This window comes from Acinetobacter sp. 129952 (assembly GCF_056642055.1).
Map to the genome: position 1 here is coordinate 1 of NZ_JBWVSU010000007.1, position 20,117 is coordinate 20,117.

Below are 20,117 nucleotides of genomic sequence, written 5' to 3' on the forward strand. Positions count from 1 at the left end.
TTTCTCAAATAAACTTCGAGTAATTTCTACCATCAATCAATGAAAATAATTTCGATCAATCAACCAGTAAAAATCCACACAAGTTGTTCTTCATAATCTCTTAATGATCTTCTTGCTAATTCGTCACCAGCAAGCTAGGTCGGCTATATTACTCTCTATCTCTAGAAAGTCAACCAGTAATGAAAACTATTTTTAAAATTTCTTTCTAAAACCGAACTTAATCAAACTTAACTAAGTCACTGTTTTATCAGAAGTTTTAATCTTCATCACCGCCGATGGATGTGCATTCTACAGCATTTCGGAGGGCTTGCAACCCCCTTTTTTAAACTTATGAAACGTGTGTTTATTTTATAAACCAATAAATTTATAAATCACTGTTTTATATGTGAAATTTATTTAAAGAAAAATGTTCATTATTTTATTTAGAAATACCAATAAGAAATATGTCATTGAATTTTATGTATTTAATTTATTTTAAAGTGAAAAAAGCAGGAGTTTTCTCCTGCTTTTTGTCTAGATTTAATTCAAATCAGAACTTCATGCTGATTCTAGCCCAGTAATTACGTCCAATATTATTAAATTGCTCATCAGTTGGCAGACCTGTACCTGAAGCCCCCATTTTATTTAAATGCTCGGTATATGTACGATCTAAGACATTGTCGACCCCCACAGACAAATCGACACCTTCAGTTAGGTTATAAGTACCGTTTAAAGACAAGGTGCCAAAACCTGTACTTTTCTTATTATCATAACCGACAATGTTCCCTTCGCGTTCGCTAATACGACTTTGACCATCCACAATGCGCCAGTAAGCACCCAAGGTATAACGATCTTGGATATAGCGAAGATTGATCCGTCCTTCTAAAGGTGCAATTTGTGGCAACGGCGTATTATTGGTGGTGTTTTCACCCCATGCATACATTGCACTCACATCTGCTTGAATGGCATCAGTGAACTGATAACCAATTCCTGCTTCGGCACCTGCAATAACTGCATCGACATTTCGAGTTTCTGCTTTATTGTTGGCGTTATATTTAGTCAAAATAGAGTCGTGGATTAAACCTGTATAAGCAGACGCCCATGAACTGAATTGACCATGCGAATGTTGATAGCCTAAATCAAGCTGCAGTGTTTTCTCAGTATCAATGTTTTTAAAGGTATTTTCATAACCGTTACCTTTTACGGGACTAAATAACTCCCAATAATCTGGCATACGCTCCACATAACCTAAACCGATATAAGTTTTCCCGTCATCATGCTCGGGATGAGGATTTTCAAAACGTATAAACGCGCTTGGTAAAGTTTCTTTACGTTCTTGTGCGGATTGAACTGCATCAACTTCAACTTGATCGATACGCAAACCAGAAACCAGTTTATTATTTTCATTAAGCTGATAGCTTAATTCACCAAAACCACCTACAGACTGAAATTCCATATCGGTCATGCGTGGCATATTCTGATAGGGAACGCCAGCTGTTGTCTTACGAATCGAGTGCTCATTATTTTGTGTATCAAGACCAGAGATCAGTTTGATCTTGTCCCACTCACTGGTCATGGCAACACGCGCATTTAAGGTTTTACGTGCCACATTGGTTGCCATTTCCATCATTGGTTTTGGTCTTAAACTATAGTTATCCATAACGTGGTCATTAAAGTTATAGTTCACTTGAGCTTCGACTTTTTGAATGATATCGGTAAGATTTTTCTTTTCTACACGAAGTCCTAAACTTTCACGGGCAAACTTGGAACCATCCATCATGCGCCCCGCATAGACGGCTTCACCATCAGCTTTACCGCCAGTCAACTCTACCCAGGTATCTTCATCCGGTGTCCAGCCTAAAGCCAGATCCGCATTCCAGCGTTCCCAATCTGAAGGCACAGTGGTTCCATCACCATCTTGATAACTATTCGATACCGAACGATTGGTATTCAGACGGATATATTTCTGCGCATCGCCTGCTGCAACTTCGACATTATGATCCAGACGGCCAAATGACCCCATCAAGACACTGGCCTGACCGCGATAGTTTTGATCTTGATCAAACTGTTCCGGCGTACGTTCGAAAATCACTGTGGCCGCAGAGCCAGTATTGGCATACTGAACCGTTTGCGGTCCTTTAATCACCGAAATACGGTCATAGCTTTCCGGAGAAATATAAGAGGTCGGCGAATCCATACGACTTGGACAGGCGCCCAGGTTTTCGGTGCCATCAGTTAGGATCTTAATTCGTGAACCAAACATGCCGCGGAACGTCACATCACCATTGGTGCCGGCACCGCTATTGACCGAACTAAAGCCGACAATACTTTGCAAATAATCCGCACCATCACTGGCAGGAATCGGTTGAATCGGCTGTTTTGGATCAGCGCGGACAATCAGCCCATTGGCATCATTACCTGATGCTGACGTCACCACAATCGGGGCAAATGTCTGAACCGGCATGGCGTCATTGGCCATCACTATCGAAGAATAACAAGCAACACAAATCGCAGCCGCAAGTGGCTGTAAAGAAAATTTAGGCTGAGCCATTTCTCTATCTCACTAAATACATAAATTAGGCACGGCTTGAGTCAATACCAACCCAAGCTGAAAAATGCAGATTTATGCAGGCAGTGGTGGCGCTCGCCCCTGAGGAATTAAGAAGAGTTGCTGAAGGACAAACCAGACATGCTTAAAGGTTTTTTGATAGGCAATTAAACGGACATGAATCCGGTCAAGAACCTGTTTGATGTCCAGATCAGGCGGTAAGACTAAATTGGCATGAACCTTACAGTACTGACACTGATGATTGGCATCATGATGATCATGTTGAAGATGATCAGATTGGATAAGGTGACTATGCTCGCCAGCGCTATGCTGCGCATGAGCATCTGTCGCGATAAAAAGCGCACGCGTGATGGTTTCACAGACCGGAGCAACCTGATATTGCTTCGGTAACAAAGGCTGTAAAAATACAGCAATCTGTAGAAACACAGCTGCAAATGCAAATAGCAGCCCCGCGCGTAAAAACACAGGCTATTCCTAAAACATGCTTATGTTGATTATAACAAAGCCCAATCAGAATTGGGCTTTGTTAGACCATTTAAATAAACTTTAAAATGATCCTAGCGTTTCACTGCCACCTTGTCTTTATTACGCTGGCGAACCAGTTTTTCCACTTTTTCACGTGCACGTTGACGTTTTAATGGTGATAAATAATCAACAAATAATTTGCCATTTAAGTGATCCATTTCATGTTGGATACACACAGCGAGAAGTCCGTCAGCATCAAGCTCAAATGCTTGACCTTGCAGATTAATTGCCTCGATTTTTACACGTGACGGACGGTCAACTTTATCGTATATTTGAGGAACTGATAGACAGCCTTCTTCGTAGGGCTGCGTTTCTTCAGTCAATGGTGTAATTTTGGGGTTAATAAACACCATCGGTTGATCTTTATCTTCAGACAGATCCATAACAATCAGCTGAATATGACGATCCACCTGAGTCGCGGCAAGTCCGATACCTGGTGCTTCATACATGGTTTCAAACATATCTGCAGCGAGCTGACGAATTTCATCAGTTACTTCTTCGACAGGTTGGGCAATGGTACGAAGACGGGGATCCGGGAAACTTAAAATAGGTAATAAGGCCATACTGCATCCTCAATTATGCCATTGATCAAAAAACCAAATGAAGGGAATGCTTCATCAAAAAATGTGTGTAAGATCGTTATTATAACGCAACTACGCACATAATTTTAGGAATTATGATAATGAAAAAGGTTTTAAAGGGCATGCCATTTTTTAGTGCCTTGGGGTTTAAAAATCAGATGCTGGCACTTGCTATTTGTGTAGGCGTCAGTATGGGGACCATTCATTCCGCCGAGGCAGCACCTGCACGTAACGTCAATCCACCGGCATTAAAAGCCAGTGCACCGAACGTGTATGTGGTGAAAAAAGGAGATACACTTTGGGATATCTCGAAACGCTTCCTGAAAAATCCGGTACGTTGGCCGGAAATCTGGGCCAGCAACAAGCACGTCAAAAATCCACACTGGATTTTCCCGGGTGACCGCCTACTGATGTGTGATTACCAGGGCCGTCCGATTATTGGTAAAGACGAAGGTGATGGTTGTGAAGGCATTATCAGCCGTTATCTGGGTAGCACCTCCTTGCAACCTCAGATTCGGGTTGAATCGTTAAATAATACCATTCCAGTAATTCCACTAGAACATATCAAGCAGTGGTTGGAACGCTACACCCTGATGGCACCTGATTCAGTTCAAGGTACGCCATATATTCTTGGAACTGCCGATCAGCGCGTACTGGCAGGCAAAGGCCAGAAAGTCTATGTACGTGGTAACGGTCTGGAAGTTGGTCAACGCTATGCCGTGTATCGCGAAGCTGAACCGTATGTATTTACCGATGCGAATGGCAAGAAATATACGGCTGCACTCGAGCTGCAACAGGTGGCATCCGGTATTGCAGTTCGTGGCGAAGGTGATGTCACCACACTTGAACTGACAGATAGTTACAATGCTGAAGTACGTCGCGGTGATCGTGTCTTACCAGAATACGATCCAATGTTACCGACTCTGTTCTATCCGACCAATGCAGAAAATATTGCTGCCGGTGGCCAGATTGTGCGTGTATTGGGGTCAATTGGTACAGCAGCACGTCATAGTGTTGTCACCATTGACCGTGGTACGGCACATGGAGTTCAGACGGGTCATGTCTTTAGTGTGAATCAAAAAGGTGAAGTGGTCACTGATCCTAAAACTAAAGAACGTGTGCAATTGCCAGGTGAGCGTATTGGCCAAATCATGGTATTCAAAAACTTCGATCAATTAAGCTATGCCTATGTGCTAGAGAGCGAATTACCAATCAAGGTTGGTGCAGGAATTCAAGCACCTCTTTTAGATGAATAAATATTTGTCTAAATAAAAAAACTTAATAATAAGAAGACAACCCTATAGGTCTCAATATGCTGAACCCGTTATCACGCGCGCAACTGGAAACAATTACGTTATGGTATCTGGTTCAGCATTCTCTTTCGAGTTTCTATAAAATCAGTCAACATTATGCCGAACTGGCGCATGCCCTTCAGCCGGATCAAGTACCCGTCTGGCAAGCACTCGGCCTTCATGCCAATCATGTGCAGCGCTTAAAAGAGTTTTACCTCCCAGAAGCGCAGCAAAAATTTCAGCGATGTCTGCAGCAGATCCAGCAGGATAGCGATTTTATTTTGCTGCACAGCGATCCGCATTATCCTCAGCAGTTGCATCCTTATGCAGATAAACCACCGATCATTTTTGGTCAGGGTAGATCCGATACCCTGCTTCAGGCACAGATTGCCATTGTGGGCAGCCGCAAACCCAGTCCACACGGCCGGCAAGTAGCTTATGACTTTGCTTTTTATTTGAGTGAACAGGGTTTCTATATCAATAGCGGTCTGGCATACGGTATTGATGAAGCAGCGCATCGGGCTGCGTTACAGCATCAAGGGACAATTGCAGTGATGGCGACTGGACTGGATCAAACCTATCCAGCACAACATCAATCACTACGCCAGCAAATCATTGAGCACGATGGTGCAGTCATCAGTGAGTTTCTACCAGATACGCTGCCTTTGCAACACCATTTCCCACGGCGCAACCGAATCGTCAGTGGTTTAAGTCTAGGTGTGATTGTGGCAGAGGCTGCATTAAAAAGTGGTTCTCTGATTACGGCTAAACTGGCAGCTGAGCAAGGTAAAACTGTGTTTGCCATTCCGGGACATATTTACAGCGAGCATCATCAGGGCTGCCACCAACTGATTCGTGAAGGTGCAATTTTGATTGATCACCCGCAGCAGGTCATCGAAGAACTGGCACTGGCGACGCAATGGCAGGCTTTGGAAAATACTCCCAAACTGGAAGTCGCTGCAGCAGAATCACAACAGATCCCACCACATCTTCTTAGTCTATATAACCAGCTGGACTGGGTGGGACAGACTCTGGATCAGCTGGGAACGCAGGTGCAGCAAGAAGTATCCGCCTTGACCAGTCAACTGATGGAACTGGAATTACTCGGTTTTTGCACCCAGCAAGCCGGCCTGTATCTACGTTGTCGGATTCTTAAATAAGGTTCACAATAGCGCTTTGTTGTTTAATATAAGGTATCCACATGATCACTACCTCTGTTGCCGAAGCAGCAGCATGGCTTAAAGACGGACAAGTCTTGGCATATCCCACAGAGGCTGTTTGGGGCTTGGGTTGCGACCCCTATAATGAACAGGCATTTCATCAAATTTTAGAATTGAAGCAGCGCCCGATTGAGAAAGGTGTAATTTTGTTGGCAGCTCATCTTTCACAGGTAGAACACCTGCTGCAGGATTTAAGCGAAGAAATGCGTGAAAAAGTGATTGAATCCTGGAGCAATGACAGGCCTGCTGAGCGTGCGACCACCTGGCTGCTTCCTGCAAATAAAGATATTCCTGACTGGATTAAAGGTCATCATCCTAAAGTAGCCGTCCGCGTGACCACTCACCCGCTCTGTGTCGCATTGTGTCAGGCCTTTGGCGGTTTTATCGTTTCTACCAGTGCCAACCCTGCCGGCATGGAACCTGCCCGCTCACTGCAGGATGCGATCCGCTATTTTGACCAGAATCTGAATTATCTTAATGGTGACCTCGGTTTAAGTCAGCAACCAAGCCGGATTATTGATGCTGTGACTGGCGTAGTTATTCGTGACTGAGTCCTGTCTGATTTAGTCGGGACACTCAAGCCCGACTAAAGTTTTAAGACAAAAAAAAGCTCAGCCATATAGGGATGGCTGAGCATAAAAAAGGATGTGCATAAATCACATCCAGAGGGTTCAGAAAATCTCTGGGAGTCTGATAAAACAAGGATTTTCTTGCTTGATCATTCTCGATGGGCGCATTATGAAAGAAACTGAGTACAACGACAAGTACAATAAAAAACTCAATTAATACATTTTTCCTATTAAAAAAGTAGAGCTTTTATTAAGAATTCAAAATATCTAGCTCATTCCATTCCGATTTTAAAATAAAGTGCTAATTTTCTATTTATTTTTACATTCATAAATCAGTATTTAAAAGATGAATTCTATTAAAAAAACATGCCCGAATGATCGATATTTAAACAATTAAGAATTTTAAAAACTGGGCTACTTCCTTATGACTTGGCTTTTTCCGGGATACTGTGCCCATAAAACTCCCAATAAAATAATACTGCCGCCAATAGTGTGATACATGGTCCACGCTTCGCCTAACCACAAATATGCGACTACTGCGGTAAAGACAGGCATCAGGTTCATAAAAATACTACTGCGATTGGGGCCAAGTTGCTGTACGGCCATCATCCAGAATAACGGCGCGGCAATGGAAGGGAAAATTCCGGCATAGATAATGCTTACTGCATTAGCGTGATTGATGCTGTCCAGACCTAAAATCAATACCAAAGGAATATGATAGAGAAAGGCCATAAAAATCTGGATATACAGGCTCACTAAGAGTGGAATCTGAATCTGCCATTTTTTCAGAAACACGCCATAACAGGCATAGAAAAATACTGCGATCAACATCAACAGATCGCCAATATAACTTTCACCGACAGTTAAAAACTGCAGGCCCTGCCCTTGTGCCATGACATACATCAAACCAATAAAGGACAAGAGACTTCCCAGCACTGCAGTCTGTGTCGGGCGAATCTTTAAAACAAAAATACCTACGATAATGGTAAAAATAGGAATAAAGGCATTAATCAGGCCCATATTGGTCGCAGTGGTGTAGTGTGCCGAGCTATAGGCTAGCCCCTGATACAGCACCATTCCCAGCGCACTCAAAACAGCAAAATGTCCGAGATGCGGACGGATCTGCGGCCATGCTGCTTTGACTTTAGGCAACATGAATGGAGTTAAAATCAGTAAGGCCAAGGCCCAGCGGTAGAAACTGATACTGATGGGAGAAATATAATCTGCCACATAACGGGTAACCGTCATATTCAGAGACCAAATCAAAACTGCGGCCAGTGGTAAGGCCATGGCCCACCAGACTGCCTTTTGTTGCTGTGTCATACTTTCATCCATGAGTCGCTGGTCTTGTTATTAAGCTATGCCTATTCGCGCATCCTAGCATAATAGATTTTTCACATAATATTGAGGCAATTTGCAGCTTTAAGTAACTGAGCTCACCTGTTTCTACTTGTACTGAAAGCGAATACCCGTTAAAACAAATACCGTTCAGTCGCAATAAACAGGAAATCTAATGACTCGCTCTGTATATGACATTCCAGTCAAAACTATTGAAGGAACAGAAACCACTTTAAACCATTACCAGGGTAAGGTTTTGCTGGTGGTTAACGTCGCATCTAAATGTGGCCTGACGCCGCAATATGAAGGCTTACAAAAACTGTATCAGGACAAAAAAGCGGAAGGTCTGGAAATTCTGGGCTTCCCTGCCAATAACTTTTTGGAACAGGAACCGGGTAGCGAAGCCGAGATTCAGGAATTCTGCTCAGTGAATTATAAAGTTGACTTCCCGCTATTTGCTAAAATCTCTGTCGCGGGTGAAGACAAGCATCCTTTATATGCCAACCTTACGCAGGCTGTACCGGAACGTATCGGTGAAGGCCCTTGGTGGAAAGATCTGGTCGATTATGGTTTAACCCCAAATCAGCCACCAGAAGTGCTCTGGAACTTTGAAAAATTCCTGATTAATAAAAATGGTGAAGTAGTGGCGCGTTTCGCACCAGACCTCACTGCGGATGATCCACGGATTGTTGATGCAGTGAATGCAGAACTTGCAAAATAATTCTCGATTATTCTCATAAGCCTCAAGCTTGAAATAAGTATCTATTTTCTTGATAGATACTTATTTTTTTATTTAAAAACGGTTGTTTAATTGCATTGAAATTCACCTAAAATATTTTCAAAATGATTGCAGGCCAAAAAAGCCAATTCGGTGAGAACAAAGTACTTCTTTACTAGCTTTTAATAACCTATTTCCTATTTTTAAATAAGGAAACATTCGGAACCCAGAAGAATTGTTATGAGTTTGCAACAATCTTTTTTATCTCCATAGTTTGTCCTTATATTAGATACTAATAAAATTCCATCACCTGTATCGAGACCCTGATTCCATGTCCAAGATTCTTGCCAATGCTGTCCTTCCTTTCGCATTATTTAGCTCGGGAATTTTACTGATGGGCTGTGAACAGGCCGTCGAAGCACCGGCTGAACAGGCAGATACCACGACCTCAGATCTGGAACCAGCCTCTCAGCAAAAGAGCTCAACAGCGCAAACCGAGCTTAAATCGGGCAATATGTTTTATATGGTTCGTGATGTCGCCGACTTGCAGCTCAAGGCCGGCAGTTATGTGGAACAGTTAAAACAGACCCAGACCGAACTGCAAACGGCGGTCGAAGCCAAGGATACCCAGCAACTGCAGTCCACTGCGACCCAGCTTCAACAGCAACTCAGCAGTTTTAATCAGGTGTTGGGCAACCTGAACTTGAAAAGTCAGGAAATTGACCAGATTCGTGACAACATTATGACCGCTAATCAGCAAGTTCTGGCTTCTCCCCTCTTAAATGGTCAGGTGGATTTCAGCCAAGTGAACTTGAAAAAGATTGAATCGCAGATGGTTAATGTGCAATCCGAAATGGTCAAACTGGCCGGCTTGCTGATCCAGAATCCAGATCAGGAAGCAGAGAACAATACTGATCAGGACAATACTTAAAATATTCAAAATCATATTTAAGGTGATTGATCGAAATACGTCTTCCTCAGTCGCCTTGCAGGCTATACACTGTTATGGATTATAAAAATTACATTTAGATCAAGAATTTTCATCCAATCGGATCATCAGGAGTTCAATCATGTCGAATTCAGTGCTGTATTCTGTGGTTCCAGTCACATCCCGGCTTGATCTGAAAGATCCTTTTATTTTTACCGTTCATCATCAAGATCATTATCCGCAAGGCAATTCTAAATTAGGCCCAGTTTCCCCGCCACAGCAGCATGAATATGACATGTATTATGGCGAGAGTATTCCTGGCTTTCCGGAGCATCCGCATACAGGTTTTGAAACCATTACCATTGTCGAGCGCGGTTATGTCGATCATTTTGACTCGCTGGGAAACTCGGGACGTTATGGTGCAGGTGATGTGCAATGGCTGACTACCGGCAATGGGGTGCGGCATTGCGAGATGTTTCCCTTAGTCCATCAGGATCAGGACAATCCTCTGGAGCTTTTTCAAATCTGGCTGAATTCCTCACCGGAACAGAAAAAGCAGCCGGCCGATTATAAAATGTTGTGGCGTGAACAGATTCCACATGTATTTTCAGCAGATACGGCCGGACGTAAAGCGGATATCCAGGTCATTTCAGGGCAGTTTAAACAGACTCAGGCACTGGATCGGCCGCCACATTCATGGGCAGCCATGCCAGAGAATCAGCTCAATATTTATTTAATCACTTTAGGGCCGGAAGCAGAATTAATCATTCCTGCAACCACTGCTACTGCAACGCGTTTTTGTTATTTTTATCAAGGTAGAAGCTTGGAGCTTGAAGGACAGAAGATAGCGCCGAAGCATCTACTTGAACTCAAACCGGATGCAGATATTCAGCTCAAAGGTGGGCTGCTGGAATCACATATTTTATGGCTGGAAGGTGAACCGATCGGTGCACCGGTGGCTATGCATGGGCCTTTTGTTCTGAATAGTGCTCAAGAACTGGATACTGCTTTTCGCCGTTATCGCGAAACCCAGTTTGGTGGCTGGCCTTGGCGAAGTGCTGAACCGTCATTTCCACCAGAACATCCACGTTTCGCCAGTTATGAAGGCGGCAAACGTGAAGAATATCCAGACCAACCAGACAAAGAAGCCACCGAATAGTGGCTTCTTTGACATCAGATCGTATTATTTTTTCGGGCTTCTGACGACAACTAGTTTCTTCTGCACAAATTCTCTAAAACCATCAATCGATAGTTCATGCCCATAACCGGAATTTTTAATTCCACCAAATGGTAACTCAGGCGTGGTATCAGTAAACCAGTTGATCCAGATCATGCCAGTTTCTACCCGTGACGCTAGCTTTTTCGCCCGCTCGATATCCTGTGAATGAATCACACCACCCAGACCATAATTGGAATCATTGGCAATTTCGACAATTTCATCATCATCCTTCGCCACATAGATTTGTGCCACTGGGCCAAAAAATTCTTCATACCAGGCTTCATTTTCACGCGTGATATTTTCCAGAATGGTTGGTGCATAGAAATTGCCTTGATGTTCTACAGCTTTGCCGCCAGTGACCACAGTCGCGCCTTGTGCTACTGCCTTTTCGACCTGCTCGCTGAGTTTTTCCAGCGCATCTTTTGAAGACAGCGGTCCTAAAGTGGTTTCAGGATCGAGCGGATCACCCAGTTTTAACTGTTCAAAAGCTTTCAGCATGCCGGCCTTGAATTGTTCGGCAATTTTTTCATGCAAGATAAATCGCTTCGCCGCCGTACATACCTGCCCGGCATTATTGACACGCGCCTGACAGCCTAACTTGATCGCGCGTTCGAGATCTGCATCATCGAGTACGATGAATACATCATTACCGCCCAGTTCCAGCGTTGATTTTTTAAGATGTTTTCCGGCCTGTTCAGCGACTGCACTGCCCGCACCTTCTGAACCTGTCAGTGCCACACCCCGCACACGCTTGTCTGCAATTACTTCAGCGACCTGATCACTGCTGATAAACAGATTGGTCCAGACACCTTTGGGTGCGCCTGCATCCAAGATCAGTTGTTCAAAAGCTTCCGCACATTGCGGTACAATTCCGGCATGTTTTGCCAGAACCGGATTACCAATGGCACAGTTCGGTGCAAACACTCGCATCAATTGATAAAACGGGAAATTCCACGGTTCTACCGCCATGATAATACCCAGTGGATGATGCTCAACCCAGGCCTCACCCAGTTCCGTTTCATAGGATACGGGCGCTAAAAATTCTTTGGCATGATCAGCATAATATTCTGCAATTTTGGCGCAGGTTTCGATTTCACCTTCACTCTGCTTGATCAGTTTTCCCATATCCAGCGTCATGAGTTTAGCGAGTTCAGATTTTTGCTCTCGCATATTGCTGGCCAATTTGCGCAGTACTTCAATACGGGTATCGACCTGTTGTGACCATTCTGACTTTAGGATTTTTTCTGCGGTATCGAGTGCATTTTGAATATCTTGATCGTTATGGGATGGGTAGTCTTTCAATTTTTGATTAGTAAATGGATTAATAGATTGATAAGCCATGATTTTCCCTTTTTCAATTATAAGTTTCGCCTGTTCAAAACCCAATCGCATCAAGTTATAACAAACGAGTATCTGTTCGAATTATTTAACTTATCATTGATTTTTTTATGGCGTGTGTCTGCTTACAGATTGGTTCAAAACATTACTGAGAAAGGGTAAAAGTTATATCGAGCGGTACAGAATGCAATAAATGCAGAGATTTTATAATCTCTTCTTAGGTCTTCTCTTTTGAGTAGTTTCTCTTACTACTGGAATGGGATGTCTAGGTGATGGTTTTAATCCTACACTTTTAATTTTTCTTATCTCTTCTTGATCTAAATTGTAGTAAACAAAAAGTTGTTGAATTAAATTTTCTAAAACTTTTAAGTGCAAAACTAGCTCTTTTCGAGTTTTGGAGTCTGCCCTATGTGCAGCATCATTCCCTAAATAACGAATATCATCAAGTAAGCCTCTTTGCTTAGTTGAGATAAAACCCTCATGTTCAAACTTATTTAAAATTTCCCCCAAATCATCTGAATGACCAAAAAATTTCACAATCTGCTCTAATAATGTTCTCAAGCCTAATCCAGTTAGCAAAGGCATTTTATTATTTAACGCCACTATGACCTCTTCATAAGTAGAATAAATCTCTTCAGGTAAGATTTTCTCAAACTCTTTAGAAAAAGCAGTTTCTTCGTCTCTAAGAGGAAAAGTTTTATATAAATAATTTACTTGGTAGATCATATCTTCACTTTGATCATACCCTACAGGATCAACGTCATAAGAGTCATGGGACTTTGTTTGATATGAAATAGACTCACAATTTAAACATCTCAAAATTCTATAATTATAATAAAAAGATATATTTGGATCAGAACAATCATTGTGTGATATATCTACCAATACCTCATGCTTAATTTTTGTTTTACATTCAATACATAATATTTTTTCATAAACAATTTTTGAATCTTGCTTAACACCCTCAAAAATTGGATTCAAAGAAACTATTTTCATTATTCTAGAAATACTATTTAAAAAATTAGTATATAAAAAAACCACCCTTTCGGGTGGCTTTTTCAATCTCAAACCGTCTCTTATTGAGCGCGGTTTTTGATTTTGCGGATCGTTTCCAGCTGAGCAGCAGTTTCTGCAAGAGCAGCCAAAGCAGCAGCAGAGTCCAAATCGCTCTTTTGATTCGCAAGCAATGCTTCAGCGTGTTTACGCGCTTCAACAATAGCTGCTTCATCTAAGTTTTCTGCACGGACTGCAGTATCTGCAAGAACCGTAACAACATGCGGTTGAACTTCTAGAACACCACCAGATACATAGATCAACTCTTCTGTACCGTTTTCCAAAATAACGCGGATCGCGCCAGGTTGGAGCAAAGTTACCAACGGAGCATGGCCAGGCATAATACCCAACTCACCGCCAGCACCTTTTGCAATTAGCATAGTTATAGTGCCTGAGTACAAAGACTCCTGAACACTTACAACATCACATTGCATAGTCGCCATGAGAATCTCCTAAATTAGAGTAGCTAATTAAAGTTTCTCGGCTTTAGCAATAACTTCGTCAATACCACCAACCATGTAGAACGCTTGTTCTGGGATGTGATCGTATTCACCAGCTAGAAGACCTTTAAAGCCACGAATCGTTTCTTTAAGAGATACTAATTTACCAGGAGCACCAGTAAATACTTCAGCTACGTGGAACGGTTGAGAGAAGAAACGCTGGATTTTACGCGCACGGTAAACAACCAGTTTATCTTCTTCAGCAAGCTCGTCCATACCAAGAATCGCGATGATGTCTTTAAGCTCTTTATAACGTTGCAATACGTTCTGTACAGAACGTGCAATTTCATAATGCTCTTGACCAACAACTAACGGATCTAACTGGCGTGAAGTTGAGTCTAGTGGATCGATCGCTGGGTAAATACCAGAAGATGCGATGTCACGGCTCAATACAACAGTTGCGTCCAAGTGAGCAAACGTTGTAGCAGGCGATGGATCTGTCAAGTCATCGGCAGGTACGTATACCGCTTGGATTGACGTAATAGAACCAGACTTAGTCGATGTAATACGTTCTTGAAGAACACCCATCTCTTCTGCAAGTGTAGGCTGGTAACCTACTGCAGATGGCATACGACCTAGAAGTGCTGATACTTCAGTACCCGCTAGTGTATAACGATAGATGTTATCTACGAACAATAGTACGTCACGGCCTTTACCGTTTTCGTCTTTCTCATCACGGAAATATTCAGCCATGGTCAAACCAGTCAACGCTACGCGTAAACGGTTACCTGGTGGCTCGTTCATCTGACCGTAGACCATTGCTACTTTGTCTAGAACGTTAGAATCTTTCATTTCGTGATAGAAGTCGTTACCTTCACGAGTACGCTCACCAACACCAGCAAACACAGATAAACCTGAGTGAGCTTTCGCGATGTTGTTGATCAACTCCATCATGTTTACAGTTTTACCAACACCGGCACCACCGAACAGACCAACTTTACCACCTTTCGCAAACGGGCAAAGTAAGTCAATGACTTTAATACCAGTTTCTAAAAGGTCAGTAGAAGCCGCTTGTTCTGCATAAGAAGGCGCTTGACGGTGAATTGGTAAACGCGCTTCAGTCGCAACAGGACCAGCTTCGTCGATCGGGCGACCAAGAACGTCCATGATACGGCCTAGAGTCGCTGTACCTACTGGTACAGAAATCGGCGCGTTAGTGTTAGTTACGTTCAAACCACGCTTAAGGCCTTCAGTAGAACCCATTGCAATAGTACGAACTACGCCATCACCAAGCTGTTGCTGAACTTCTAAAGTAGTTTCAGTACCATCTACTTGGAGAGCGTCATAGATCTTAGGAACGCTGTTGCGTTCAAACTCGACGTCGATAACCGCGCCGATGATCTGAATGATACGACCGCTATTCATTGCTGTCTCCTCAATTCAAAATAATGTTAAACGGCAGCGGCACCACCAACGATCTCAGAAATTTCCTGAGTAATCGCGGCTTGACGCAGCTTGTTATAAATAAGTTGCAGGCTCTTAATGATCTCGCCTGCGTTGTCTGTCGCTGCTTTCATAGCGACCATACGTGCAGACTGCTCACATGCGATGTTTTCAATCACACCTTGATACACCACAGACTCGATATAGCGAACCAACAAGCCATTTAAAAGCTCTTCAGCTTCAGGCTCGTAGATGTAATCCCAACCGTATTGACGGTTCAGATTCTTGTCTTCTTCAGCAGCAGCCAAAGGAACAAGTTGTTCGATCTTTTGATTTTGAGTCATGGCATTGACAAAGCCGTTTGACACTAGATAAATACGATCTAACTCGCCTTTATCATAAGCGTCCAACATCACCTGTACAGAACCAGATAACTGCTCAAGACTTGGGGCATCACCGACTTGCGTCGTCGCACCAAGCACTTTACCGCCGTAGTTTTTAAAAAACGAAACCGCTTTTTGACCAATTAAAGCAAATTGAACTTCAATTGACTGCTCTTGTTGCTGTTGAACGTGTTTAACCACTTTCTTGAACAGGTTAATGTTCAAACCACCAGCAAGGCCACGATCTGAAGACACAATGATATAGCCAACGCGCTTAACCGGGCGTTCAACCATATAACGGTGTTTGTATTCAGGATTCGCTTGGACCAAATGAGCAATTACACGGTGCATATTTTCGGCATACGGACGGCCTTGAGCCATGCGCTCTTGCGCACGACGCATCTTAGAAGCTGCTACCATTTGCATCGCTCGAGTAATCTTCTGCGTGCTCTTGATACTAGCTACTTTGGCGCGAATTTCTTTTAAATTTGCCATACGCTTAACCTAGTATTCGAAAGCCCTTGCGAGCTTCCGAAGGTTGATTCCGTGAACCAAACCGACACTAAATTCAACAGAGGTTGAAATTAGTAAGTTTGAGTCGCTTTAAAGCTTTCAATACCTGCTTTGATTGCAGCTTCGATGTCTTTGTTGTAATCACCAGAGGCATCGATTTGTTGCATTAACGCAGCATGTTCTGAACGGAAGTAAGAAATTAACGCAGCATCAAAGTCTACGATTTTCTTAACGTCTACGTCAGCCATGTAGCCTTCGTTAGATGCATAAATTGAAACAGCTTGGTCAGCAATTGAGTATGGAGCATATTGTTTTTGCTTCATTAACTCAGTTACACGTTGACCATGTTCAAGTTGCTTACGAGTTGCTTCGTCAAGATCAGAAGCGAACTGAGCAAATGCTGCCAATTCACGGTATTGCGCCAAAGCAGTACGGATACCACCAGACAATTTCTTGATGATCTTAGTTTGCGCTGAACCACCAACACGAGATACAGAGATACCCGCGTTCACAGCAGGACGAATACCTGCGTTGAATAATGATGTTTCAAGGAAGATCTGACCATCAGTAATCGAAATTACGTTGGTTGGTACGAATGCAGATACGTCACCCGCTTGAGTTTCAATAATCGGCAATGCAGTTAATGAACCAGTTTGGCCTTTAACTTCACCGTTAGTGAACTTCTCAACGTAGTCAGCAGATACACGAGAAGCACGTTCAAGTAGACGCGAGTGTAGATAGAACACGTCACCTGGATACGCTTCACGACCTGGTGGACGGCGTAAAAGCAATGAAATTTGACGGTAAGCAACAGCTTGCTTAGACAAGTCATCATAAATGATTAACGCATCTTCACCGCGGTCACGGAAGTATTCGCCCATTGTACAGCCAGAGTACGGAGCTAGATACAGCATTGCTGCTGGATCAGCTGCAGCTGCTGCTACAACAGTTGTATACGCCATAGCGCCAGTTTCTTCTAGCTTGCGTACCACGTTAGCGATAGTCGATTGTTTTTGACCAATTGCTACGTATACACATTTAATGCCAGAGTTTTTCTGAGCGATGATCGCGTCGATCGCCATTGCTGTTTTACCAGTTTGACGGTCACCAATGATCAACTCACGTTGACCACGGCCTACAGGGATCATTGTATCTACTGATTTATAACCAGTTTGTACAGGTTGATCCACTGATTGACGCCAAATTACGCCTGGTGCTACTTTTTCAACAGCATCAGTTAATTTTGCATCAATAGGGCCTTTACCATCAATCGGGTTACCCAAAGCATCTACTACACGGCCTAAAAGTTCTGGACCAACCGGAACTTCTAATACACGACCTGTGCAACGCGCTTTTTGACCTTCTTGAAGGCTTAAGTAGTTACCTAAAACAACGACGCCCACTGAATCCTGTTCTAGGTTCAGTGCCATACCGTAAAGGCCGCCGTCGAATTCGATCATTTCACCGTACATAGCGTCAGCTAAGCCGTGAATACGCACAATACCGTCGGAAACCATAACAATGGTTCCTTCGTTCTTAGCGGTTGCGCTGGTGTCCAGATCGCCGATACGCTGTTTAATGAGCGCACTGATCTCGGATGGATTCAGTTGTTGCATTGCGCTATACCTCAATCTTTTTAAAGTTCAGTCTTCTAAATGCAATTAAGCAAGAAGACGAGTACGCATTTTTTCAAGCTTGTTAAGCGCAGAATCATCTATCACTTGGTCGCCTGCACGAATAACTACACCAGCAATCAGCGCTGGGTTAACTTCTACAGAAACATTTACGGCAGCTTCGAATTTCTTCTCTAATGCATGCGCAAGCAATTGCTCTTGTACTGAAGTTAATGGGAATGCAGATTCAATCACTACATCCACAGTATTGTTATTCTGTGATTTAAGCTGCTCATATTCTGCTGCAATCTCAGGAAGAAGAACCAAACGGTTATTCTCTGCAAGCAATGTCAGGAAGTTAGACACTGCTGCAGTTTGGTCTTCACCTAAAACTTTCGCAAAAAGAGCCACCTGCTCGGCAGGTGTAAGCTCAGGGCGATTTAGATAAGCTGAAAATGCTTCGTCTTGCACCGCAGCACTGAGCAATTCAAGTGCTGTTGACCAAGAGTCAGTTGCACTTTGCTCAGAAGCGTAAGCAAATGCTGCTTTAGCGTATGGGCGTGCCAACGTCAAGAGTTCAGCCATAATCCGCCTCTCTTAAAGTTTAGCAGCCAGCTGAGTCAGCATGGCATTGTGAGCTTCTGCATCAACTTGCTGGCTAAGAATTTTCTCAGCACCAGTTACTGCAAGAGCAGCCACTTGTTGACGCAATTCTTCGCGAGCAGCATTGATTTCAGTATCAACAGCTTCTTTAGCCTGTTGACGAATACGCTCACCTTCAGCCGCAGCTTGGGTACGCGCTTCTTCGATCAATTGTGCACCACGACGGTTCGCTTGTTCGATCAATTGAGCCGCTTGTGCTTTTGCCGCGTCTAACTCAGCTTTCACTTGTGCTTGCGCATCTGCAAGGTCAGCCTTCGCTTTTTCAGCAGCATTTAAGCCATCAGCGATTTTACGCTGACGTTCACTAATCGCATTGATTAGTGGTGGCCATACAAACTTCATGCAGAATGCGACAAAAATCGCAAACGCAATCGCTTGGCCAAACAATGTGAGGTTGATATTCATTGCAAATTCCTCAAATAGTGAATTTCGGAATTAAGCTGATTAACCTACAAATGGATTAGCGAAGATGAAGAACAAGCCAATACCAACACCGATCATAGGCACAGCATCAAGAAGACCCGCGATTAAGAACATACGAGTTTGAAGTTGTGGAGCCAATTCTGGTTGACGAGCTACAGCTTCAAGGAAACGGCCGCCTAGAAGACCAAAACCAATCGCAGTACCTAAAGCACCGAAAGCGATCAAGATAGCAGATGCAATTGCAACTAGACCTAAAGTGAGTTCCATGATAATTCCTCAGAGGTTAGGTTTTATACCAAATTAAGTTAAAAAATTGTGTGCCCAACCATCCGTTGACAGTTAGGCAATACCATTAATGCTTTTCGCTTGCCATACTCATGTACACGATAGTCAACATCATGAAAATGAATGCTTGTAGCGTAATAATCAAAATGTGGAAAATCGCCCAAGGCACAGACAACGCCCACTGGATCCAGAACGGTAATAACGCGATAAGAATGAAGATTAACTCACCCGCATACATGTTACCGAACAGTCGTAGAGCCAATGAAACTGGTCGCGCCAAGAAAGTAGTCAATTCCAACAATAAGTTGAATGGAATTAAAAGCACTTTAGCAACTGGATTACTTGGGTTAAATGGGTTCAGTGCTAACTCACCAACGAAGCCGCCAACACCTTTCTCACGAATACTATAGAAAATAATTAAGAAGAATACAGAAATAGACATACCGAGGGTAATGTTTGGATCTGTAGTCGGAACAATTTTAAAGTAAACCTGATGAGGGTCTACACCCAGCATAGAAGCAATCGCGTGTTGAGCTACATAAGGAATAAAGTCAACAGGGATCAAATCCATCAAGTTCATGAGGAAAATCCACACGAAAATGGTTAATGCTAAGGGTGCAATTAATCGAGACTTCCCGTGGAAGGTATCACGTACACTTGAATCTACAAACTCGATAATCATTTCAATTGCAGACTGGAACTTGGTAGGAACACCAGCATTAGCCGCTTTCGCAACCAACCAGAACAACAAACAGAAAATCAGACCCAGTCCGATAGACCAACCCATTGAATCCAAGTGAATAGCAGTGAACCCCATCTGTTGAGCTTCAGCACCGCTCTCGGCCAATTTCCACGTACCGTCCGGCATTTTGCCATAGGTCATGTTGGTCAAGTGATGCTTGATATACTCGGTCGAAGTAAGGGCATGTTCTTCAGCAGCCATAAATCACACCTGGTCAATGTCAAAAAACTAATAGAACAAACGAATATCGCGTGCTGCTTGATATCTCGCCTGCTCCTGAAAA

Annotated in this window: 20 protein-coding genes; 6 read left to right on the forward strand and 14 right to left on the reverse strand. The window is 43.2% G+C overall.

Annotation, left to right across the window (positions count from 1 at the left end; all coding sequences use genetic code 11):
• Positions 1 to 529 precede the first annotated feature (529 nt).
• The 3 genes from AC1IR0_RS09165 to def form a co-directional block, all read right to left on the reverse strand.
• Entirely contained in the window at positions 530 to 2,530 is a 2,001-nt protein-coding gene (locus AC1IR0_RS09165; protein WP_409654144.1) for a TonB-dependent copper receptor, read from the reverse strand.
• A gap of 72 nt (positions 2,531 to 2,602) precedes the next feature.
• The gene (locus AC1IR0_RS09170; protein ID WP_004644876.1) at positions 2,603 to 3,013 is read right to left on the reverse strand and encodes a DUF2946 family protein; all 411 of its coding nucleotides are present in this window, start codon (positions 3,011 to 3,013) and stop codon (positions 2,603 to 2,605) included.
• Between the two features lie 92 nt (positions 3,014 to 3,105).
• Positions 3,106 to 3,636 carry a peptide deformylase gene (def, locus tag AC1IR0_RS09175; protein WP_044112406.1) on the reverse strand — a complete coding sequence of 177 codons (531 nt, stop codon included), beginning with the start codon at positions 3,634 to 3,636 and terminating at the stop codon, positions 3,106 to 3,108.
• A 119-nt stretch (positions 3,637 to 3,755) separates the two neighbouring features.
• On the opposite strand from def, the gene AC1IR0_RS09180 reads away from it, so the two are divergent.
• The 3 genes from AC1IR0_RS09180 to tsaC are packed head-to-tail and all read left to right on the forward strand — an operon-like array spanning position 3,756 to position 6,717.
• The gene (locus AC1IR0_RS09180; protein WP_243474751.1) at positions 3,756 to 4,910 is read left to right on the forward strand and encodes a LysM peptidoglycan-binding domain-containing protein; all 1,155 of its coding nucleotides are present in this window, start codon (positions 3,756 to 3,758) and stop codon (positions 4,908 to 4,910) included.
• A gap of 56 nt (positions 4,911 to 4,966) precedes the next feature.
• A complete protein-coding gene (gene dprA, locus AC1IR0_RS09185) occupies positions 4,967 to 6,106 on the forward strand; it encodes a DNA-processing protein DprA (RefSeq protein WP_114542444.1) in 1,140 nt (379 codons plus the stop codon).
• A gap of 41 nt (positions 6,107 to 6,147) precedes the next feature.
• Positions 6,148 to 6,717: an L-threonylcarbamoyladenylate synthase type 1 TsaC gene (tsaC, locus tag AC1IR0_RS09190; RefSeq protein ID WP_044112401.1), complete on the forward strand. Its 570-nt coding sequence runs from the start codon at positions 6,148 to 6,150 to the stop codon at positions 6,715 to 6,717.
• 432 nt (positions 6,718 to 7,149) lie between these two features.
• Here tsaC and AC1IR0_RS09195 read toward each other — a convergent pair whose 3' ends face one another.
• Positions 7,150 to 8,058, reverse strand: coding sequence for a DMT family transporter (locus AC1IR0_RS09195; protein ID WP_409654150.1), 909 nt, complete (start codon positions 8,056 to 8,058; stop codon positions 7,150 to 7,152).
• Positions 8,059 to 8,248: 190 nt separating this feature from the next.
• On the opposite strand from AC1IR0_RS09195, the gene AC1IR0_RS09200 reads away from it, so the two are divergent.
• From AC1IR0_RS09200 to AC1IR0_RS09210, 3 genes are all read left to right on the forward strand, one after another.
• On the forward strand, positions 8,249 to 8,794 hold the full coding sequence (locus AC1IR0_RS09200; protein ID WP_409654153.1) for a glutathione peroxidase: 546 nt from the start codon (positions 8,249 to 8,251) through the stop codon (positions 8,792 to 8,794).
• A gap of 328 nt (positions 8,795 to 9,122) precedes the next feature.
• Positions 9,123 to 9,722, forward strand: a complete 600-nt coding sequence (locus AC1IR0_RS09205) for a hypothetical protein (protein WP_174894099.1) — start codon at positions 9,123 to 9,125, stop codon at positions 9,720 to 9,722.
• A gap of 139 nt (positions 9,723 to 9,861) precedes the next feature.
• Positions 9,862 to 10,878 carry a pirin family protein gene (locus AC1IR0_RS09210; protein WP_409654156.1) on the forward strand — a complete coding sequence of 339 codons (1,017 nt, stop codon included), beginning with the start codon at positions 9,862 to 9,864 and terminating at the stop codon, positions 10,876 to 10,878.
• 24 nt (positions 10,879 to 10,902) lie between these two features.
• Here AC1IR0_RS09210 and AC1IR0_RS09215 read toward each other — a convergent pair whose 3' ends face one another.
• The 10 genes from AC1IR0_RS09215 to atpB all read right to left on the reverse strand — a co-directional run bounded on the left by AC1IR0_RS09215 (position 10,903) and on the right by atpB (position 20,035).
• Entirely contained in the window at positions 10,903 to 12,279 is a 1,377-nt protein-coding gene (locus tag AC1IR0_RS09215; RefSeq protein WP_409654159.1) for an NAD-dependent succinate-semialdehyde dehydrogenase, read from the reverse strand.
• 201 nt (positions 12,280 to 12,480) lie between these two features.
• Positions 12,481 to 13,338, reverse strand: a complete 858-nt coding sequence (locus AC1IR0_RS09220; protein ID WP_409654162.1) for a DUF4145 domain-containing protein — start codon at positions 13,336 to 13,338, stop codon at positions 12,481 to 12,483.
• A gap of 14 nt (positions 13,339 to 13,352) precedes the next feature.
• A complete protein-coding gene (locus tag AC1IR0_RS09225) occupies positions 13,353 to 13,772 on the reverse strand; it encodes a F0F1 ATP synthase subunit epsilon (protein ID WP_004644865.1) in 420 nt (139 codons plus the stop codon).
• 27 nt (positions 13,773 to 13,799) lie between these two features.
• Positions 13,800 to 15,194 carry a F0F1 ATP synthase subunit beta gene (gene atpD / locus AC1IR0_RS09230; protein WP_004644863.1) on the reverse strand — a complete coding sequence of 465 codons (1,395 nt, stop codon included), beginning with the start codon at positions 15,192 to 15,194 and terminating at the stop codon, positions 13,800 to 13,802.
• A gap of 26 nt (positions 15,195 to 15,220) precedes the next feature.
• Positions 15,221 to 16,090, reverse strand: a complete 870-nt coding sequence (atpG, locus tag AC1IR0_RS09235) for a F0F1 ATP synthase subunit gamma (protein ID WP_004644862.1) — start codon at positions 16,088 to 16,090, stop codon at positions 15,221 to 15,223.
• 89 nt (positions 16,091 to 16,179) lie between these two features.
• The gene (atpA, locus tag AC1IR0_RS09240) at positions 16,180 to 17,724 is read right to left on the reverse strand and encodes a F0F1 ATP synthase subunit alpha (RefSeq protein WP_004644861.1); all 1,545 of its coding nucleotides are present in this window, start codon (positions 17,722 to 17,724) and stop codon (positions 16,180 to 16,182) included.
• A gap of 45 nt (positions 17,725 to 17,769) precedes the next feature.
• Positions 17,770 to 18,306, reverse strand: a complete 537-nt coding sequence (locus AC1IR0_RS09245; protein WP_004280992.1) for a F0F1 ATP synthase subunit delta — start codon at positions 18,304 to 18,306, stop codon at positions 17,770 to 17,772.
• 12 nt (positions 18,307 to 18,318) lie between these two features.
• Positions 18,319 to 18,789 carry a F0F1 ATP synthase subunit B gene (locus AC1IR0_RS09250; RefSeq protein ID WP_004280990.1) on the reverse strand — a complete coding sequence of 157 codons (471 nt, stop codon included), beginning with the start codon at positions 18,787 to 18,789 and terminating at the stop codon, positions 18,319 to 18,321.
• Between the two features lie 39 nt (positions 18,790 to 18,828).
• Positions 18,829 to 19,074, reverse strand: a complete 246-nt coding sequence (gene atpE, locus AC1IR0_RS09255; protein ID WP_000424060.1) for a F0F1 ATP synthase subunit C — start codon at positions 19,072 to 19,074, stop codon at positions 18,829 to 18,831.
• Between the two features lie 85 nt (positions 19,075 to 19,159).
• Complete coding sequence (atpB, locus tag AC1IR0_RS09260; RefSeq protein WP_004644859.1) at positions 19,160 to 20,035, reverse strand: F0F1 ATP synthase subunit A; 876 nt, start codon at positions 20,033 to 20,035, stop codon at positions 19,160 to 19,162.
• Between the last annotated feature and the right edge of the window lie 82 nt (positions 20,036 to 20,117).

What these genes read in the sequence shown, in the direction of transcription:
- AC1IR0_RS09165 (WP_409654144.1), bottom strand. Translation starts at nt 2,530, where the DNA reads ATGGCTCAGCCTAAATTTTCTTTACAGCCACTTGCGGCTGCGATTTGT.
- def (WP_044112406.1), bottom strand. Translation starts at nt 3,636, where the DNA reads ATGGCCTTATTACCTATTTTAAGTTTCCCGGATCCCCGTCTTCGTACC.
- AC1IR0_RS09180 (WP_243474751.1), top strand. Translation starts at nt 3,756, where the DNA reads ATGAAAAAGGTTTTAAAGGGCATGCCATTTTTTAGTGCCTTGGGGTTT.
- dprA (WP_114542444.1), top strand. Translation starts at nt 4,967, where the DNA reads ATGCTGAACCCGTTATCACGCGCGCAACTGGAAACAATTACGTTATGG.
- tsaC (WP_044112401.1), top strand. Translation starts at nt 6,148, where the DNA reads ATGATCACTACCTCTGTTGCCGAAGCAGCAGCATGGCTTAAAGACGGA.
- AC1IR0_RS09195 (WP_409654150.1), bottom strand. Translation starts at nt 8,058, where the DNA reads ATGACACAGCAACAAAAGGCAGTCTGGTGGGCCATGGCCTTACCACTG.
- AC1IR0_RS09200 (WP_409654153.1), top strand. Translation starts at nt 8,249, where the DNA reads ATGACTCGCTCTGTATATGACATTCCAGTCAAAACTATTGAAGGAACA.
- AC1IR0_RS09205 (WP_174894099.1), top strand. Translation starts at nt 9,123, where the DNA reads ATGTCCAAGATTCTTGCCAATGCTGTCCTTCCTTTCGCATTATTTAGC.
- AC1IR0_RS09210 (WP_409654156.1), top strand. Translation starts at nt 9,862, where the DNA reads ATGTCGAATTCAGTGCTGTATTCTGTGGTTCCAGTCACATCCCGGCTT.
- AC1IR0_RS09215 (WP_409654159.1), bottom strand. Translation starts at nt 12,279, where the DNA reads ATGGCTTATCAATCTATTAATCCATTTACTAATCAAAAATTGAAAGAC.
- AC1IR0_RS09225 (WP_004644865.1), bottom strand. Translation starts at nt 13,772, where the DNA reads ATGGCGACTATGCAATGTGATGTTGTAAGTGTTCAGGAGTCTTTGTAC.
- atpD (WP_004644863.1), bottom strand. Translation starts at nt 15,194, where the DNA reads ATGAATAGCGGTCGTATCATTCAGATCATCGGCGCGGTTATCGACGTC.
- atpG (WP_004644862.1), bottom strand. Translation starts at nt 16,090, where the DNA reads ATGGCAAATTTAAAAGAAATTCGCGCCAAAGTAGCTAGTATCAAGAGC.
- atpA (WP_004644861.1), bottom strand. Translation starts at nt 17,724, where the DNA reads ATGCAACAACTGAATCCATCCGAGATCAGTGCGCTCATTAAACAGCGT.
- AC1IR0_RS09245 (WP_004280992.1), bottom strand. Translation starts at nt 18,306, where the DNA reads ATGGCTGAACTCTTGACGTTGGCACGCCCATACGCTAAAGCAGCATTT.
- AC1IR0_RS09250 (WP_004280990.1), bottom strand. Translation starts at nt 18,789, where the DNA reads ATGAATATCAACCTCACATTGTTTGGCCAAGCGATTGCGTTTGCGATT.
- atpE (WP_000424060.1), bottom strand. Translation starts at nt 19,074, where the DNA reads ATGGAACTCACTTTAGGTCTAGTTGCAATTGCATCTGCTATCTTGATC.
- atpB (WP_004644859.1), bottom strand. Translation starts at nt 20,035, where the DNA reads ATGGCTGCTGAAGAACATGCCCTTACTTCGACCGAGTATATCAAGCAT.